Origin of the sequence: Clostridium sp. YIM B02551 (assembly GCF_022324735.1) — a bacterium.
GTDB classification, from domain to species: Bacteria; Bacillota; Clostridia; order Clostridiales; family Clostridiaceae; genus Clostridium_T; species Clostridium_T paridis.
Genome location: NZ_JAKGTF010000011.1, coordinates 103,538 through 122,528, shown reverse-complemented (window position 1 = coordinate 122,528; position 18,991 = coordinate 103,538). Strand labels below are relative to the sequence as shown.

At 29.9% G+C, this 18,991-nt stretch carries 18 protein-coding genes; 3 read left to right on the top strand and 15 right to left on the bottom strand.

All coding sequences use genetic code 11. From position 1 onward, the window contains the following. Positions 1-104 precede the first annotated feature (104 nt). The 5 genes from L1S47_RS14360 to L1S47_RS14340 all read right to left on the bottom strand — a co-directional run bounded on the left by L1S47_RS14360 (position 105) and on the right by L1S47_RS14340 (position 4,948). Entirely contained in the window at positions 105-1,115 is a 1,011-nt protein-coding gene (locus tag L1S47_RS14360) for an electron transfer flavoprotein subunit alpha/FixB family protein (RefSeq protein ID WP_202768818.1), read from the bottom strand. Between the two features lie 18 nt (positions 1,116-1,133). Then, positions 1,134-1,913: an electron transfer flavoprotein subunit beta/FixA family protein gene (locus L1S47_RS14355; protein WP_238884219.1), complete on the bottom strand. Its 780-nt coding sequence runs from the start codon at positions 1,911-1,913 to the stop codon at positions 1,134-1,136. A gap of 20 nt (positions 1,914-1,933) precedes the next feature. Beyond that, entirely contained in the window at positions 1,934-3,073 is a 1,140-nt protein-coding gene (locus L1S47_RS14350; protein WP_238884218.1) for an acyl-CoA dehydrogenase, read from the bottom strand. Positions 3,074-3,100: 27 nt separating this feature from the next. Then, entirely contained in the window at positions 3,101-3,883 is a 783-nt protein-coding gene (locus L1S47_RS14345; RefSeq protein ID WP_202768821.1) for a short-chain-enoyl-CoA hydratase, read from the bottom strand. Between the two features lie 432 nt (positions 3,884-4,315). Next, on the bottom strand, positions 4,316-4,948 hold the full coding sequence (locus L1S47_RS14340; protein WP_202768930.1) for a redox-sensing transcriptional repressor Rex: 633 nt from the start codon (positions 4,946-4,948) through the stop codon (positions 4,316-4,318). A gap of 431 nt (positions 4,949-5,379) precedes the next feature. Here L1S47_RS14340 and L1S47_RS14335 point away from each other — a divergent pair, with 431 nt between their 5' ends. Next, positions 5,380-5,892: a ferritin gene (locus tag L1S47_RS14335; RefSeq protein WP_238884216.1), complete on the top strand. Its 513-nt coding sequence runs from the start codon at positions 5,380-5,382 to the stop codon at positions 5,890-5,892. Positions 5,893-6,130: 238 nt separating this feature from the next. Here the strand turns inward: L1S47_RS14335 and L1S47_RS14330 are convergent, their stop codons facing one another. The 6 genes from L1S47_RS14330 to L1S47_RS14305 all read right to left on the bottom strand — a co-directional run bounded on the left by L1S47_RS14330 (position 6,131) and on the right by L1S47_RS14305 (position 12,711). After that, positions 6,131-8,320, bottom strand: coding sequence for a heavy metal translocating P-type ATPase (locus L1S47_RS14330; protein WP_238884215.1), 2,190 nt, complete (start codon positions 8,318-8,320; stop codon positions 6,131-6,133). 11 nt (positions 8,321-8,331) lie between these two features. Further along, complete coding sequence (locus L1S47_RS14325; protein WP_238884213.1) at positions 8,332-8,697, bottom strand: metalloregulator ArsR/SmtB family transcription factor; 366 nt, start codon at positions 8,695-8,697, stop codon at positions 8,332-8,334. A gap of 249 nt (positions 8,698-8,946) precedes the next feature. Continuing rightward, complete coding sequence (locus L1S47_RS14320) at positions 8,947-10,659, bottom strand: ABC transporter ATP-binding protein (protein WP_238884211.1); 1,713 nt, start codon at positions 10,657-10,659, stop codon at positions 8,947-8,949. A gap of 118 nt (positions 10,660-10,777) precedes the next feature. Then, on the bottom strand, positions 10,778-11,341 hold the full coding sequence (locus L1S47_RS14315; RefSeq protein ID WP_202768826.1) for a DUF3867 domain-containing protein: 564 nt from the start codon (positions 11,339-11,341) through the stop codon (positions 10,778-10,780). A 287-nt stretch (positions 11,342-11,628) separates the two neighbouring features. Then, on the bottom strand, positions 11,629-12,129 hold the full coding sequence (locus L1S47_RS14310) for a hypothetical protein (RefSeq protein WP_238884210.1): 501 nt from the start codon (positions 12,127-12,129) through the stop codon (positions 11,629-11,631). Positions 12,130-12,177: 48 nt separating this feature from the next. After that, positions 12,178-12,711 (bottom strand): restriction endonuclease, encoded by a 534-nt coding sequence (locus tag L1S47_RS14305; protein ID WP_238884209.1) that lies wholly within the window; start codon positions 12,709-12,711, stop codon positions 12,178-12,180. 154 nt (positions 12,712-12,865) lie between these two features. Here L1S47_RS14305 and L1S47_RS14300 point away from each other — a divergent pair, with 154 nt between their 5' ends. Beyond that, entirely contained in the window at positions 12,866-13,555 is a 690-nt protein-coding gene (locus L1S47_RS14300) for a DUF554 domain-containing protein (protein WP_238884207.1), read from the top strand. Positions 13,556-13,594: 39 nt separating this feature from the next. Here L1S47_RS14300 and L1S47_RS14295 read toward each other — a convergent pair whose 3' ends face one another. The 4 genes from L1S47_RS14295 to L1S47_RS14280 form a co-directional block, all read right to left on the bottom strand. Further along, the gene (locus L1S47_RS14295; protein WP_238884205.1) at positions 13,595-13,891 is read right to left on the bottom strand and encodes a hypothetical protein; all 297 of its coding nucleotides are present in this window, start codon (positions 13,889-13,891) and stop codon (positions 13,595-13,597) included. A gap of 249 nt (positions 13,892-14,140) precedes the next feature. After that, complete coding sequence (locus L1S47_RS14290) at positions 14,141-14,821, bottom strand: fructose-6-phosphate aldolase (protein WP_202768831.1); 681 nt, start codon at positions 14,819-14,821, stop codon at positions 14,141-14,143. Between the two features lie 22 nt (positions 14,822-14,843). After that, complete coding sequence (locus L1S47_RS14285) at positions 14,844-15,683, bottom strand: [formate-C-acetyltransferase]-activating enzyme (RefSeq protein WP_238884203.1); 840 nt, start codon at positions 15,681-15,683, stop codon at positions 14,844-14,846. Positions 15,684-15,694: 11 nt separating this feature from the next. Further along, positions 15,695-17,986, bottom strand: coding sequence for a formate C-acetyltransferase (locus tag L1S47_RS14280; RefSeq protein ID WP_238884201.1), 2,292 nt, complete (start codon positions 17,984-17,986; stop codon positions 15,695-15,697). 227 nt (positions 17,987-18,213) lie between these two features. Between L1S47_RS14280 and L1S47_RS14275 the strand changes: the two genes are divergently transcribed. Next, positions 18,214-18,975 carry a DeoR/GlpR family DNA-binding transcription regulator gene (locus L1S47_RS14275; protein WP_238884199.1) on the top strand — a complete coding sequence of 254 codons (762 nt, stop codon included), beginning with the start codon at positions 18,214-18,216 and terminating at the stop codon, positions 18,973-18,975. Positions 18,976-18,991 lie beyond the last annotated feature (16 nt).

Here is an 18,991-nt window from a genome sequence, read left to right as displayed (position 1 = left end):
ATACTAACCTCCAAAAATTTTTATTTTAAAATTTTTAATAGGGGATTATTAGGATTCTTAATCTAGAACCCTAATTCCCCTTACAATTATATTATTCCCTAATATTATGCGTTTTCTTTTAGTGCTTTAACTTGAGCTGTTAACTCAGGAAGTACTTTAGTTAAATCTCCTACAATAGCATAATCAGCTACTTGCATAATTGGAGCACTAGCATCCTTGTTAATAGCTATTATTAAATCTGATTCTTGCATACCAGCAACGTGTTGAATAGCTCCTGAAATACCACAAGCTATGTAGATTGATGGTCTTACAGTTTTTCCTGTTTGACCTACTTGAAGGTCCTTATCAATCCATCCTTTTTCTATTGCTGCTCTTGAAGCTGCAACTGTTCCATCTAAAGCTTCAGCTAATTCTTGAAGAAGTTTGAAGTTTTCTTCACTTCCTACTCCTCTACCACCAGCTACGATGAATTCAGCTTCACTTATATCAACTATATCTTTCTTTTCTTTTACTATTTTAACTACTTTAGTTCTAACGTCAGCTTCAGTTAATTTAACTTCAACTGTTTCTATTTCAGCTTTGTTTCCAGCTGTTTCGATCTTTGAGAAAACTCCTGGTCTAACAGTAGCCATTTGTGGTCTGTGATCTTGACAAGCTATTGTAGCCATTAAGTTACCACCAAATGCTGGTCTTGTAGCTAAAAGGAATTTACCTTCTGCATCTATATCTAAAGAAGTACAGTCAGCAGTTAATCCTGTTGTAAGTCTAGCTGCAACTCTTGGACCTAAGTCTCTTCCTATAAAAGTAGCTCCTATGAATAATATTTCTGGCTTTCTTTCGTTAGCTAAGTCACAAATAACTTTTGTATATCCATCAGTTGTGTAATGCTCTAATAATGCATCTTCTGCAACTAAAACTCTATCAGCACCATGAGTTCCCAGTTCTTCAGCTAATCCTGAAACGTTGCTTCCGATTAACAATGCAGTAAGCTCTACTCCAAGTTTATCTGCAATTTTTCTTCCTTCTCCTAATAATTCAAGAGAAACTTTTTGAAGTTCTCCTTCTCTTTGTTCAGCAAAAACCCAAACGCCTTTGTAATCTGCTATATTACTCATTATCTTTACCTCCTAATATTAGATGTAGTGTTTTTCTTTTAACTTAGATATTACGTAACTTGCTGCTTCTTTTGCTGGCTTATCAACTACTTCTCCAGCTCCCTTAGTTTCTTTTGTCATAGACTTCTTAACCTTGGTTGGAGATCCTTTTAAACCAAGCTCAGCTTTATCTACATCTATATCGTCAGCTGACCAAACTTTTATTTCTGCATCCTTTGTATCAAAGATGTTTCTAACGTTCATATATCTTGGGTTATTTAATTCTTTTATTGCAGTTAATAAAACTGGAGCTTTAACTTCAACTAGTTCGTATCCATCTTCTAATGCTCTGTTTATTACTAGTTTATCTCCTTCAACTTTAACATCTTGAACATATGTTATTTGAGGAATGTCTAAGTGTTCAGCAATTTCTGGTCCTACTTGAGCAGTATCTCCATCGATTGCTTGTCTTCCAGCAAATATTATATCATATTCTAATTTCTTTATTGCTCCTGCTAATGCTTTTGAAGTAGCTAGTGTATCAGACCCTGCAAATGCTCTATCAGTTATAAGTATAGCTTCATCAGCTCCCATACTTAAAGCTTCTCTTAAAGCATCTTTAGCTTGTGGAGGTCCCATACTTACTATAGTAACTGTTGCTCCTAAGTTTTCTTTTAATACTAATGCTTCTTCTAACGCATGTTTATCCTCTGGATTTATGATTGAAGGAACTCCATCTCTTATAAGTGTTCCTGTCTTTGGATCTATTCTTACAGCTGTTGTATCTGGAACTTGCTTTAAACAAACTACTATTTTCATATTAATTAGCCCTCCCTAAATTACTTTAAAAGACTTCCTGAGATAACCATTTTTTGAACTTCTGAAGTACCTTCATAAATTTCAGTTATCTTAGCGTCTCTCATTAGTCTTTCTACTGGATATTCTTTAGTATATCCGTATCCACCAAAGATTTGTACAGCTTTAGTAGTTACTTCCATCGCTACATCAGCAGCAAATAATTTTGCTCTTGCAGCTTCTAAAGTGTATGGAAGTCCTTGATCTTTAGTCCATGCAGCTTTATAAACTAATTGTCTAGCTGCTTGTACTTTAACATCCATTTCAGCTATATACCATTGTAAACCTTGGAATGCAGCTATTGGTCTTCCGAATTGTTTTCTTTCTTTCATGTAAGCTATTGCTTCATCTAAAGCTCCTTGAGCTAATCCTAAAGCTTGTGCAGCTATACCAATTCTTCCTCCATCAAGAGTTTTCATCGCTATACCAAAGCCTTTACCTTCAGCTCCTAATAAGTTTTCTTTTGGAACTATACAGTTTTCCATAATTAATTCTGTAGTTGAAGATGCTCTAATACCCATTTTGTTTTCAAGTTTTCCAATTGAGAAACCTGGGAAGTCTTTTTCAACTATGAAAGCTGATATTCCTTTAGTTCCTTTACTTCTATCAGTCATAGCAAATATTATGAAAGTCTCAGCAACTCCACCATTTGTTATGAATATTTTAGAACCATTTAATATATAGTTATCTCCATCTAATACAGCTACAGTTTGTTGTCCTGCTGCATCTGTTCCTGCTCCTGGTTCAGTTAAACCAAATGCACCTATTTTTTCACCTTTAGCTAATGCTGGAAGATATTTTTCTTTTTGAGCTGGAGTACCAAATTGATCAACTACTGATGCACATAAAGATGTGTGAGCTGAAACTATAACTCCATGAGTTCCGCATACTTTTGATAATTCTTCAACAGTCATGATGTAAGATACAGTATCTCCACCAGCTCCGCCGTATTCTTTCTTAAAAGGAATACCTAACATTCCTAATTTAGCCATTTTCTTTACATTTTCCATTGGAAATTCTTCAGTTTCATCAATTTCCCCTGCTATAGGCTTTACTTCGTTTAATGCAAATTCTCTTACCATTTGTCTTACTAATTGTTGTTCCTTTGTTAATGCAAAATCCATTATTTTACCTCCTTATTAATCCCCTAATTATTTATTTTGGAAGTTCTTAGCTCTTCTTTCAATGAAAGCGCCCATTCCTTCTTTTTGGTCTTCAGTTGAGAAACATTTTCCAAAGTCTTCTGCTTCAACTAAAATTGCTTGATCCATATCAACTTGTGTTCCTCTATTTATAGCATCCTTACATAGCTTAACAGCTATAGGAGCATTTTCAGCTATTTTATTAGCAAGTGTTAAAGCTTCTTCCATTAGATTTTCTAGTGGAACTACTTTATTTACTAGACCTATTCTTAAAGCTTCATCAGCCTTAATAATGTCTCCTGTATATATTAATTCTTTAGCTTTTCCAAGTCCAACTATTCTAGGTAATCTTTGAGTACCTCCAAAGCCTGGAGTGATTCCTAAACCAACTTCTGGTTGAGCAAATTTAGCTTTTTCTGATGCAATTCTTATATCACATGCCATAGCTAATTCACATCCGCCACCTAAGGCAAATCCTGATATAGCAGCTATTACTGGCTTATCCAAATTCTCTAGTCTTCTGAAAACATTGTTTCCTAAAATACCGAATTCTTTTCCTTGTTCTTCTGTTAAGTCCTTCATTTCAGCTATGTCAGCACCAGCTACAAATGATTTGTCTCCTGCTCCAGTTAATATTACTGCGTATAGGTCTTTGTCTTTTTCTAATTCTGCTATAACAGTGTCTAAATCCTTTAATGTTTCTGAATTTAATGCATTTAAAGCTTTAGGTCTGTTAATTGTTACAATAGCAACCTTCTCTTTTTTTTCAAGAGTGACATTTTTTAATTCCATGGTGGCAATCCTCCTTAAAATCAACCTACAAGTTTAACTCTTTTTTTGACATATTTTTTAAAATCTAAGTAATTTTCTTTGTAATTTCATGAATATTTTTTAAATCTTTGTTAATAATATAACAATTACAGTCAAAAAAATAAGTGAAGTTTGTAACTCCACTTACGATTATAATAGATTGTTAAATTCTTTGCAATATTTTTATGGTATATTTCACTATAATTTAATAATATATTGTGAAACTTTAATCTATATATCATTACTCTCTTATATATCAAGGATTAATCCTATTTTTATAGAACATTCAAATTATTCATTTCAAAAAGATAAGATTCAAATTTAGGAATCTATTTACAAATAATAAAAACATAGGGACGTTTTGCTTGCACCTACAAACAAAACGTCCCTATGTATTAGAATTACTCTAATATACTATTCTTCTTTTTGGTTTAATAAATAAACTAAAGTCATAACACTTTCACTTAAATGAACATTTTCTACAGTCATACCTTCAGGTACATTTAAATCCACTGGAGCAAAGTTCCAAATCCCTTTTACTCCACCTTGAACTAATTCATCACAAACCTTTTGAGCATTTAATTTTGGAACACAAATAACTCCTATGTCAATGTGATTATTTTTCAAGAAACTTTGTAAGTCATCAATATCTTGAATCTCAATATCTCTTATTCTTATTCCAATAAGCTTAGGATTAGCATCAAAAATCCCAACTAGATTAAATCCAGCTTTATCAAATCTATAATTGGCTATTGCCTGACCAATATTACCTGCACCAACTATTATAGTATTATATTTTTTATTCAATCCTAATATAGAACTTATTTGTGAATGAAGTTCTCTTACATTGTAGCCATAGCCTTGCTGTCCAAAGTCTCCAAAGCAGTTTAGGTCCTGTCTTATTTGTGAAGCAGTAAATCCTATTTTCTCACTTAGTTCTTTTGAACTTATTCTATCTACATCATTCTTTAAAAGTTCTCCTAAATATCTATGGTATTTAGGAAGTCTTTTTATAACTGCCATTGATATATTTTTCTTTTTCTCCATGTCTGCACCTCTTTCATTAATCTCTATATTGAAAGTTAAATACAAATTTGATATACCAATCTTCATAATTAAATTTATATTTTACTGTGTAAAAACTTAGAATAACTAAGCTTTTAATTAAATTTATGTATCGAAGTAGTATAGCTTAAAATATGTAAATTATAAAAATCAACCTAACTTAAATATTTTAACATAAAATTCACTTTTTTTCTATATGTTAATAGGAATATAAAACCCATTAAATTAGATGCCCAATGGGTTTTTATGGTAATAACTTTTGCTACGATATTATTATATAACACTTCTTGTTGAGAATAAAATATTTAATAAACTTAATTTACTACTATTTATAAGTTTTTTCGCCATATATTCTGTTGATATACCTGTTATAAAGAGGTATAATATGTAAAAAGATATCTGGAGGTGTAATTATGTTTAGTGCTAAACTTTTAGATGCATTAAATCATCAAGTTAATTATGAATTTTACTCATCTTATTCATATCTTTCCATGGCTGCCTATTGTGAATCTATCGATTTACCAGGTTTCTCAAACTTCTTTCGAGTTCAAGCTCAAGAAGAGCTTTTTCATGCCATGAAATTTTTTGATTACATACAACAAAAAAATGGCGAAATAGTATTAGAAAAAATTGATCAGCCAACCATAAAATTTGAAAGTGTAGCTCATGTTTTTGAAACTGCCTTTGAACATGAACAAATAGTAACAAAGAAGATATATAATCTAGCAGATATAGCTACAGAAGAAAGAGAACATGCTACTTTAAGCCTATTAAAATGGTTTATTGATGAGCAAGTTGAGGAAGAAAATACTTTCGATACCATTTTGAAAAAACTAAAAAGAGCTAAAGATAATCCTGCTGCCCTATATCTATTAGATGATGAACTTGCAAAAAGAGTATATACTCCACCAACTGCTACTAATTAAATCAAATAATGAATATTACAAAGAAACTCATATTTTTTTGAGTTTCTTTTTTTATATTAATGTATAAAAAAACAGGACTTATATATACTGAAATTCAGCAATATACAAGTCCTTATAATACAAAATTCACTAAAAATTTTGTACCAGGCTTATGCCTGTAGCTATTCCCTTTTGCCTGAAAGTTTACTATCGAAATAGATTATATTTAAAATATCGATTTTTGTCAATATATATCGTATTATGATACTTTATTTTTTCTTAATATCCTCATAGAATTTAATACAGCTAAAAGAGCAACTCCAACATCTGCAAAAACGCCTTCCCACATTGTACCTAGTCCTATTACCGCCAATATTAAAACCAATGCTTTAACTCCTAATGCGAAGATAATATTTTGTTTAACAATTAGTGACGTTGTTTTAGAAATACTTATAGCTTTAGCTATTTTAGATGGCTCATCTGTCATAATAACAATGTCAGCTGCTTCAATTGCTGCATCTGAACCTACACCTCCCATTGCTATTCCTATATCAGCCCTTGCAAGTACAGGTGCATCATTTATTCCATCCCCGACAAATATTACTTTAGTGTCATCATTCTTAGCACTTAATATTTCTTCAACCTTTTCAACTTTATCTTGTGGAAGAAGTTCAGAATATATCTTATCCAGATTTAATTTTTCATTAACAGCTTCGGCAGTAGCTTTATTATCTCCTGTAAGCATAACTGTCTCTTTTATTCCTAATGATTTCAACATTTTAATTGCTTGATCTGAATCCTTTTTAACTTCATCTGATATTACAATGGCACCTATATATTCTCCTTCTAGAGCAATATATACTAATGTTCCTTCATGTTTAATATCATCAACCTCAATATTATTTTCAACCATTAATTTCCCATTTCCAGCAAGAATTCTTTTTCCTTTTACTGTGACACTTATGCCCTTTCCAGCTATCTCTTTATAATCTATAATCAATGAATTATCTATAGATCCGTTAAACGACTTTTTAATAGATTCTGCTATTGGATGATTTGAATAGCTTTCTGCATAAGCAGCACATTCCAATATTTCTTTATCTGTATATTCATTTGTTGAATAAATTTTAGTAACACTAAATACCCCTTTGGTTAATGTTCCTGTTTTATCAAAGATAACAGTATCTACTGATTTTAATGCTTCTAAATAGTTTCCACCTTTTATTAATATACCATGTTTAGAAGCTGCCCCTATTCCTCCAAAGAAAGCAAGAGGTATTGATATAACTAATGCACAAGGACAAGAAACAACAAGAAATATTAGTGCTCTATATATCCACTGACTAAATGAACCTAATCCTATAACTGGAGGAATTACTGCTAGTGCTAGAGCTGAAAAAACTACAGCTGGTGTATAGTATCTTGCAAACTTAGTAATAAACTTTTCAGTTTTAGCTTTTTTATTTCCAGCATTTTCAACCAACTCTAATATCTTAGATACAGTTGATTCTCCAAAAGTTTTTGTAACTTCAATTCTAATTGGTGAATTTTTATTTATTGAACCTGAAAGAACTTCATTCCCTACACTTACCTTACGTGGAAGTGATTCACCTGTTAATGCAGAAGTATCAAGCATAGCTTCTCCACTTACTATCTTTCCGTCTAAAGGTACTTTTTCTCCAGGCTTAACTATTATAATATCACCAATCGCTATTTCTTCTGGTGAAACTTTAATTTCTCTTTCATTTACTATCTTGTTTGCATAATCAGGTCTTATATCCATTAATTGACCAATAGATTTTCTTGATTTATTTACTGCATATCCTTGGAACATTTCTCCTATTCCATAAAAAATCATAACTGCAGCACCTTCTGGATATTCACCTATTGCAAATGCACCTATTGTGGCTATGGTCATAAGAAAATTTTCATCAAACACTTCACCATTTTTAATATTTTTCAATGCGGTTAATAAAACTTCTCCACCTACAATTATATAACTGATACCAAATGCAGCTATTTCAACATAAGGTATGTCTTTAAAAAAGAATCCTATTCCATAAAAAATTACTCCAATAACTAACCTTACTAATTCCTTAGATTCAAATCCTTCATGAGAATGATCATGGTTGTGTTCGTGAGAATGATCATGATGTTCATCGTTGTGTCTATCTTCAGTTTTGCTAATTTGAATATTACTTCTTACTGCTGATTCTGATGATAGAACCTCTTTTACTTTAACATGTGGTTCTAATTTTATAACAATTTCTTCAACCTTATTTTTAATCAAATCTAAATTAGTTGCTTCCTTTGGGGATATAGCTAAGGTATTAGATGAAAAGTTTAATGATGCTTCTTCCACTTCTTCTAATGCATTAACTCTACTTTCTATTTTTGCAGCACAATTAGCACAATCTAATCCTTCTAATATTAACTTTATCTCTTTCATATTATTTCCCCCTACCTTTCTGTTATATGGTTTAGACCTTGATTAAATATACCTTTAACATGTTCATCATCAAGTGAATAATAAACAACTTTTCCTTCCTTTCTAAACTTAACTAATCTAGCTGATTTTAACACCCTTAATTGATGTGATATAGCTGATTGGGTCATACCTAGAAGTGCTGCCATATCGCACACGCACATCTCACTTTCAAATAAAACACATAAAATCTTTATTCTTGTAGAATCTCCAAAAACCTTAAATAATTCAGCTAAATCATAGAGAGTTTCCTCTTCTGGAATCGTTTCTTTTACCTTATTTACTATATCATCATGAATAATAGTACAGTTACAACTTTCAATTTTATTTAAATCCTTCATAATTACACCTCTGAATATATGAATAATTGTTCATACGTTTTCTTATATTATATTCATCTTTCATATAAATTGTCAATATTTATTAGTGGATATAAGAAAAAAACTAGGTCAAAGATTTTTCTATTTCTTCTTTAAAGGGCTTTAAGTTCAACTAATATTTATTCATGCCTGATATCAAACAAGAATAAAATAAGTTTCCTATAAAAAACCCTATACCTAGTTTTAAATTAATTAGTTATAATATATTATTTACTTAAGTGATGCACTATATAAGGATGTATATATTCCATTCTTAGATAAAAGTTCTTGATGATTTCCCTTTTCTGCTATACCTTCAGCAGTTAATACAACAATTTCATCTGCATTTTTTATAGTTGACAATCTGTGGGCAACTATAAGAGTTGTCCTACCTTTTGCTAACTCTTCTAAAGATTTTTGTATTATAAGCTCTGTTGTATTATCAAGTGCAGAAGTTGCTTCATCCAAAATTAATATCTTTGGATTTTTTAAGAACACTCTTGCTATTGACATCCTTTGTTTTTGGCCACCAGATAATTTTAATCCCTTTTCTCCAATATATGTATTATATCCATCTGGCAAGCTCATTATAAAATCATGTATATTTGCTCTTTTAGCTGCTTCAATTACTTCTTCTTCACTTGCATCAGGATTTCCGTATAGAATATTTTCATATATGGTTCCAGTAAATAAAAATACATCTTGCTGAACTAAACCAATATTCTTTCTTAAGGAGTCCCTATTAATATTCTTTATATTAATATTGTCAATAAATATATCTCCCTCGTCAACTTCATAAAATCTTGGAACCAAGTGACACAGAGTTGTTTTTCCTCCACCTGACGGTCCTACTAAAGCAACAGTTTGTCCCTGATTAATATTAAGTGATAATTCTTTTAAAACATGTGTTTCTTCATCATCATATTTAAAACTTACATTATCAAATGTTATCTGTCCTTTTACGTCTTTAATTTCTATGGCATTATTTAAGTCCTCTTCTTCTGAAACCTCCATTATTTCTTTAAATCTCTCAAAACCAGTCATTCCAGATTGTAATTGCTCAACAAAATTAATTAACCTCTTAATTGGATCCATAAACATTTTTATATAAAGTAAATATGCAACATAATCACCTACTGAAATATATCCTTTGAAAGTAAAGAATCCACCAAGGGATAGAACTGTTAAGTTAAGAAAGTCAACTATAAAATTCATTCCAGAAAAGAATTCTGCCATTGCTTTATATGCAAATTCTCTTGCACTTTCAAATGCTTTATTGCCCTCTTCAAATTTCTCAATTTCATAAGCTCTATTAGTAAAAGCTCTAGAAACTCTAATTCCTGAAACTGAATTTTCTAAAGATGCATTAACTTCACCAATCTTTACTCTAGTTTCTTTAAATGCATTTGCCATCTTCATTCTTTTCTTAATAGCAAATATCAACAAAAATGGTATAAATGCAAAAGTAATTAATGTTAGCTTAACGTTTATAGTACACAAAATAATAAATGATCCTATTAACATTATTATTGATAAAAATAGATCTTCCGGGCCATGATGTGCAAGTTCTGATATATCCATTAGGTCATTAATTATTCTAGACATAATTACGCCTGTTTTATTGTCATCAAAATATTTAAATGGCAGCTTCTGAAGATGTTTAAAGATATCTCTTCTCATATCACCCTGCATTCTTACTCCAACTACGTGCCCCCAATATTCAACAAAATAATTAAGTCCTAATTTAAGTATATAAATGAATAATAAAGCAATAGTCCAAGTTACTAAAAGCCTTAAATTTTTATTTGGAACATAATCATTAATAATCCCTCTTGTGATCATTGGGTAAAACAAATCACAAATAGCTGCTAAAAATGCGCAGAATAAGTCCATTATAAATAGTTTTTTATGGGGTTTATAATACTTTATAAAATCTTTTATCATTTTATCCCTCCTTATAAATAAAAAATAGAAAACTCAAAAAAAAATGAGTTTTCATATTAATACATTATACCTATTTAATTGTTAATATACTAGTGGAATATATTATACTACCTTATCATTAATACTTATATTCGCTTACATTTTCACATAAATCTATATTTAGCTGTTTGTCATCTATTACTTTTTTATAAGAAACTAAAAATTCATTTAACTCATTATCTGTTAAGTCTATTTTTCCACTACTTAAAATCATTACGTTTTCTTTATCTAATATAATTTGTATTTTATTCTTTGCATTATCTATTGAATACTTGGTTATATTACTAACATTTAATCTTCCTTTATACTTTTCTTGGAATCCTATAGTCTTTCTTAATTCCTCATAATTAGTACCTAACCCATATGCATTTAAATCTATCCCCATATTTTTAATTTGGCCTTCTATGTTATTCATATCCACGCCATATCTTTTCATCATTTCTTTTTGTATATTCATAAACTTTTCTTGGGAAATATTATTCTCTTGCATATATTTATTTATTTTAGTCATCATTTCTGCCATGGATAACTGACCTTGTGATAATGAATAGTATAATTCATAAATATACGACTCAAATTTATCTACATCTTTATCCCTAGCCTTATTTTTTAATTCATTAAAATCTATTATTCTATCATCCATAAGCTTTTCCTCCCATGTTCATTTATAGGGTTTTGAGTTTAGCTATTAACTTATTCATGCCTGAAAATATCCAGAAACCCACACTTTCAAACAAGCATAAGTTAAGTTTCCTATAAAAAACCTTATATATATTATAGTCTATTAGTTTTTGTAAAGAAAGCCTTATTGGTATGATATAAGTATATCTTAAACTATATTTAATTATTATAGGGTATTAAGTTCAACAAATAACTTATTCCTATCTGAACTCAAACTGAAATATATAAAATTAACTATAGAAAATCTTGTTATGAAAAACTTATGTTTAATATTTTTTCAGTATTAATAAAATCAACACTCACTCTTTTCTTGGTTTCTTTAAGTAGTTTATAAATATCATCATTTACATCCTTAGGACTAACAATTACACCATTGTAAACACTGCTCTTTACTAGAATTCCAAGAAAACTTAAGAATTCATCCCTGCCTATGGCACTTTTATTACAATATACGAGAACATTTTTCTCTTTATCCTTTCCAATTATTAATTTATTTTCTTTTTCCTTAAATTGCATATTATTATAGTTTGTTTTTTGCAAATAACTTAAACAATATCTAGTATATTCATAATCAGATAGTCTTTCTATATCCTTTAATGTAAGAATCTTATTTTTTAGTCTACATAACCTCTCCTCTTTACCTCTTATATATTTAATAAGTGATAATAGATTATCCATAAAAATCAAAAACTTTATTGTTACTATAATAAGCAAAAATCCATATACTAAAGATAAAAAATTACTAATCATATTCTCTCCTCTTAAACTATTTATTACGGTATATATTTAAACAGTTCTTTAACCCCATACCGCTCTTCTTCTCTCACAAAAATCATATCCGTCAATCAAATCAACATTGATGCTACTTGGCAATTCTTCTATGTACTCAACTACACTTTTTGAGAACTTCCCTTGAGTTATTACAGTTGCTCTATTAATATTTTTACTTATCATTATTCCTAAAACTTCTTGTATATCTTCTAACCTAACTTCTTGCAAAACCGTCTCATCTAAAATCTCTTCATCATACTTGTAGTATACAAATGTAGCTATGCCTTTTAGATTATTTTTCTCATACTTCAGAACCTTCATGTCTTTCTTGTTCTTTTCTTCAATTGAATATATATTATATCCATAGGTGGTTAATAATTCTTCACAACTCTCAAAGAAATCCTCTTTCTTGCACATCATTAAATCTTTTATCGCGGGAAATCCCCAAAAGAAATCTTCTTTTCTATAATATTCTTCTCTTTCTATTTTAAATTGTCTTAATTTTTTGTCTAAAATCCTTAATATAAAAATGATTACAATTAATAAAATTATTTTTCCCATTTTTACCTCCACTATTTTCTTTTATATATAATTATTAAACTTATTAAACTTATTTATTCACATATCTTAGCTAATTAACTTTATAATTCATTTTTTGTATCTTATAAATTAAATGCTATAATGGTACTGATATTATAAAAAGGGGGCTACTTAAGTGTTAGGCACAATTGTTAATTTCATTGCCATATTAATTGGAGGTTCATTAGGATTATTTATTAAAGGTGGACTACCTAAAAGATTTATGGATACTATCATGAATGGTATAGCTTTGTGTATTATTTACATAGGTGTTTCTGGAGCCATAAAGAGCGAACAAATGCTATTAATTGTTGTATCCATAGTAATTGGTTCTTTAATTGGAGAACTTGTTGATATTGATGGAAAGCTAATTGCTTTAGGTAATTTTATTGAAAGCAAAAGCAAAAAATCTTCTGAAGGGGTTTCTATCTCTCAAGGCTTTGTTACTGCAAGCTTATTATTTTGTATTGGCGCCATGGCTATTGTTGGGGCATTAGAAGGTGGGTTATCACATAAACACGATATTCTATTTACTAAATCTATATTAGATGGTATTACCTCAATAATATTATCATCTACTTTGGGCATTGGAGTTCTTCTATCTGCCTTTTGTGTTTTAATATATCAAGGTATCATAGTACTTGGATCTAGTTTACTTCAAGGAATATTAACAACTAGTATAATAACAGAAATGAGTGCAGTAGGTAGTTTATTAATTTTAGGCTTAGGTTTAAACATGCTAGGAATAACTAAAATAAAAGTTGCTAATATGCTTCCTGGAATTATTGTACCTATTATTTATGGAGTATTTATGGGTCACATTTAACATAAATAAAAAAAGTGGACAATTTGTCCACTTTTTATTTTATAGTTCTATTAATGGAACTATTTTATCTAATCTTCTTAATCCAAAATCAGCCGGTTTAAGTTCTACATATTTAATACCCTTACTATCTAGATCAGCCTTTATTTTAGCTTGAACTAGTATCATTTCAGGAGATATAAGAACTATATCAACACCTTCTAAAACATTAACATATTCTTTGTCATCAGCAAAAACCCATTCAAAAGGTAAGGCATTATCCACTCTATATTTTTCTGCATCCTTTTTGAAAGCTTTTGATTGACCTGTTTCTTTGCACAATACTAATACTTTTTTCATTTTTACCCATCCTCTCTACTAAGTATATTAATACTAACTTATATACTCATTTTAGTTGTGAATTTACCCGTTCACACTTACTATTTTACCATGACAGAAAAGATTTACAAACATCTTTATTGTATTTTTTCCGCCAAAATCACTACATTACACTAACTTTTTGTTATTTTTCTGTTTTATATGTACTTTTACTAAGTAGAAAAACAAATCCCCCGTTATTATAATAACGAGAGATTTATAATTAATTTTTTATTTTACATCTGAAGATAATTTATCTTTTCCGTAAACAGTTCCCCAATCATTTATAAATTGATCAATGCTCCAATCTGTTAATGGATGAGATAATAGTGCATCCATAATTTCTGGATTAACAGTTACTGAGTGTCCTCCTGCAAGTGCAACATTGTGAACTTGTTGAACATTTTTAAAGGAAGCAGCAAGAATTTTAGCATCTAGTCCATAAATATCAAACAATTCTCTAATTTCTGCTACAACTCCTACGCCATCACCACTTATATTATCTATTCTATTTACATATGGTGCTACATAGTCTGCACCTGCCATAGCTGCCATCAAAGCTTGATCTGCTGTAAAGATTGCAGTTGCTGTAATTTTTACTCCTCTTTGCTTAAGTAATTTCATTGCTTTTATTCCTTCTGGAATTACTGGAATTTTGATATATAAATTTCCACCTATTGTTTTGTTTAAATATTCTGCTTCCTTTATAATATCCTCAGCTTTTATTCCTAATGCTTGAACATGAAGCATAGTATCTGCTCCAATTACTTCTCTAATATCTTTTAGTATCTTTATAAATTCTGATTTTTCCTTTGATATTATAGTTGGGTTAGTTGTTACTCCGCTAATTGGATATAAATCATAAGCCCTTCTAATTTTATTAACATCTGCAGTGTCTAACATATAAATCATATTCTCATCCTCCAAAATTTATTTATCCACCAATGACTACTTTTATTCCTGAACTCTCAAATATACTTCTCACCTCATCTATTTCTTCTGACTTTGGCGGATTGATATCTTTAAGCTCATATTTTTTATTTATTCCTTTATATTTCGAACTACCATATTGATGAAATGGTAGCAGATGGACCTCTTTAATTCCAATAGAAATTACAAATTCCTTAATTTCTTCGATATTATCTTCTTCCATTGTATATCCTGGAATAAGTGGAATCCTTGGGATTACTTTATGTCCTAAACTTACTAGTCCTCTTAAGTTATTTTTTATTACTTCACTATTTGCTTTTATTATTTTTTGTGCTTTTTCATTATCCATTATCTTTAGGTCGAATAGAATTGTATCTGTATATTCTGCTAAAGCCCTTAGTGTCTCAAAGTTTCCGTACCCTGACGTCTCTATTGCAGTATTTATTCCTAATTCTTTTACCCTTTTAAGTAATGCACAGGCAAATTCTCCTTGAGAAAGTACTTCTCCTCCTGAAAGAGTTACGCCTCCTTCTGTTGAGTCATAAAACACCATATCTTCTTTTATTACTTCAAGTAATTCTTCAATTGTGTACTCTTGCCCTACATATTCAAGTGCGCCTGTAGGACAACTTTCAGGATTTTTAGGACACACATAACAGTCCTTAGCACTACATTTTATACACAAGCTATTTTTTCTTATTATTTCTTCATTAAAACTTTGAGATTCTGGATTAGAACACCATGGACAAGATAAAGGGCAACCTTTGAAAAAGACAACTGTTCTTATACCTTCTCCATCATGAAGACAATATTTTTGAATGTTAAATACATAACCCTTCTTCAACTAATCACTTCCTATAATTGATGCTCTGTTCTATTAATTATATCATCTTGTATTGCCTTATCTAACTCCACGAAAATTGCACTATATCCTGCAACTCTAACTACAAGATTTTGATATTTTTCAGGATGCTTTTGAGCATCTTTTAGTGTATCAACTGAAACTACGTTAAATTGAATATGCTGTATTTTTAATCTCATAAATGCTTGCATATATCCAACTAGTTTCATTATTCCGCTATTTCCCTCTAAGGTTGAAGGACTAAACTTAACATTTAGTAAGCTGCCATTTGAAGTTAAATAGTTATCTAACTTACTTACGCTCTTTAAGCTTGCCGTTGGACCTAATCTATCTCTTCCAACCATTGGTGAAAGGCCTCCATCTGCTAATTGTTCACCAGCTTTTCTTCCATCAGCAGTTGCTCCAACAGCTCCACCTAGTGGAATATGAGCTGAAACTGTATATGACCCTGGTTGAAATAGACCATCTCTTATATTTCTATATTTTGAAACCTCATCACAATAATGGGTTAGAATATCAGAACTTAATTCATCTACCTCGGTATTATCATTTCCATACTTACTAAACTTGTTAATAAATCTTTGACGAAGTACTTCATTATTCTCATAATTTTCATCAAGAATCTTCACAAGTTCTGGAAGAGTAAATTCTTTTTCTTCAAATACTACTTTTTTAATTACATATAGTGAATCACTTAAGTTTGCAATTCCTATTCCTTGTACCCCAGAGAAATTATATTTTGCTCCACCTTCAGTAATATCTTTTCCACTTTCTATAGTCCCTTGAACAAAATTAGAAAGGAAAGGTGTAGGGGCAAATTCTTTATGTCCTAAATCAACTATATTCGAACCTTTTACCATATACTCTACATATTCTGAAACCTTCTCTTTTATTTTATCCATTAATTCTTCAAAACTGGTAATCTTCTCATTATTTTCTTTCAAGGTTACTTCCATTACCTTTAATAGATTAAATAAAGCTATATCATGAAGACCATAGGTTTTACCAGGAATAGATAATTCCACACATCCAACTACTGCATAATCTCTAGCGTCCTTTAACTCTACTCCTCTATTACTATAAGCTAATATATTTACTTCATCATTAAATACTTGAGGCATACCTGTTCCTATTCTAATTATTTCCGCAGCCTTAATTAAAAATTCTCTAGGACTTTTTTCGCTAACCCTTATACTCATATTAGGTTGCGGTAATTTAATTTCGCCTAAGATATCTAGCATTATATAAGACAGCTCATTTGTAGCATCTTTTCCTTGTACATCCTGTCCGCTTAATACAATGGTATATCCTATTGGAAATCCTCCAAAAAATCTTGCACTCTCTTCACTTCTAACAGCAACTATAGAATTAAATTTTATATATAGGCACCTTAATAGTTCCTTTAGGAATTCCTTTTCTTCTCCAAGCTTCAATGATTTATTAAAATATGGAAGCATATATTGATCAAATCTTCCTGGCGAAATTGAGCTTGCATTAGATTCATGTTGAAATACAATATTTAAAAACCAGAATAATTGAACTGCTTCATAAAAATTCTCAGCACCTTTATATGAGATATTGTTGCATACCTTGGCAATTCTTTGTAATTCTAATTTCCTTTCATTATTTTTCTCTCCAGCTGCTAATTGTTCTGCAAGCTTAGCATATCTTAATATATACTCTTTTGACGCTTCTAAAGTAATTAAAGATGCCCTATAAAAATTATTTTCTGGGTGATCTTGCATTTTACTTTTTATTTCATCAATTAGAAAATCTAATCCTTTTTTTAAAACCAAATCATACTGTGGTATGATGTGTCCTTGTCCTTTGTCTGTTTGATTTAAGCTAATTATCTTAGTTCTAGCTGCCTCTTTAATATGCTCGGGAAGTATTTTATCAATATCATCTTTTAATGACTTTCCTTTCCAGTAAGGATAAAGAAATTCCCTAAAATATGCTTTATCTTCTTCTGATATTTCAAATTTATCTTGAGGTCTTGTTGAAAATGTATCTAATTCTTCTAATATCCAATAAGGAGACATCTCTGGTGAAATTACACCCGCTCTAGGTTCAATTGTTCTTCCTCCAACAATTAATTCTCCATCGCTAATTTTTATCTTTGAATTTAGCAATACTTTTTCTAAAGCCTTTGCTCTTCTTATTATTGATGGTTCCCCTTCTGTTTCCCTATAACTTTCAGTATATAATGTTGCTCTTTCTAAAGATATTTTTCTCTTTTCTACAAATAAGTCTTCTTTTAACTTTTTAATTCTTGAAGTTAACAATTCATCATCTCCTAATTGATATTACAAATTATTAATCTTTATCGTTTATTATCGTTTTATATTATTATAGTATCTAATTTAATATTCATTGTCAATATTAATGTTTTCAAACTTCAGACCTTGTTTATATTATTCCCTATTTTAATTATTATTATTGTTTATTATTAATTTATAACTTATAATAATATGTATATACTTATTAAATTATAATGGGCAAGGTGATTTTTATGTTTGCAGAAGAAAGACTTCAAGAAATTCTAGATGAGTTAAATATTAATGGCAAAGTTACTGTAAAGGATTTAAGTTGTAAGTTTAATGTTACTGAGGATTGTATTAGAAAAGATTTAAGAAATTTAGAAAGTAAAGGCTTTTTGAAAAAAACTTATGGAGGAGCAATCCAGAAAAGAAAAACTGCTGATATGGATAGGGTTCCTGATAGAATGCAGATTAATACTTTTGCAAAAGAGAAAATAGCAGAAAAAGCATTTAACTTAATTAAAGAAAGGGAGACTATATTTTTAGATATCTCAACTACAAACATACTTTTGGCCAAGCTTTTAGCAAATTCTAATAAACCTGTAACTATCGTTACGAATATGACCGATATTGTTGATGCTTTATCAAAAGAAAATAATATAAATGTAGTTTGTACTGGTGGCGTACTAAATAAATTTTTAGATGGCTTTACTGGATCTTCAACTATAGAATTTATTAATAAATATAAATTTGATAAGGCTTTTGTTGGAAGCAGTGGAGTTGATATTCTTGATAACAACATTACAACCTTTGACATTGAAGATGGAAATACTAAAAAAGCTGTTATTAATTCAAGTAGAGAAACCTACTTAGTTATGGAAAGCAACAAATTTTATTATGATGGTCCTTATAAATTTGCAACATTTAAAGACATTAAAGGAATTTTAACAGATTCCGCGCCTGAAACAGATATTTTAGACGTTTTAGATGAATTTAATATTAATATAATTTAAAAGAAAATGCAGAAAC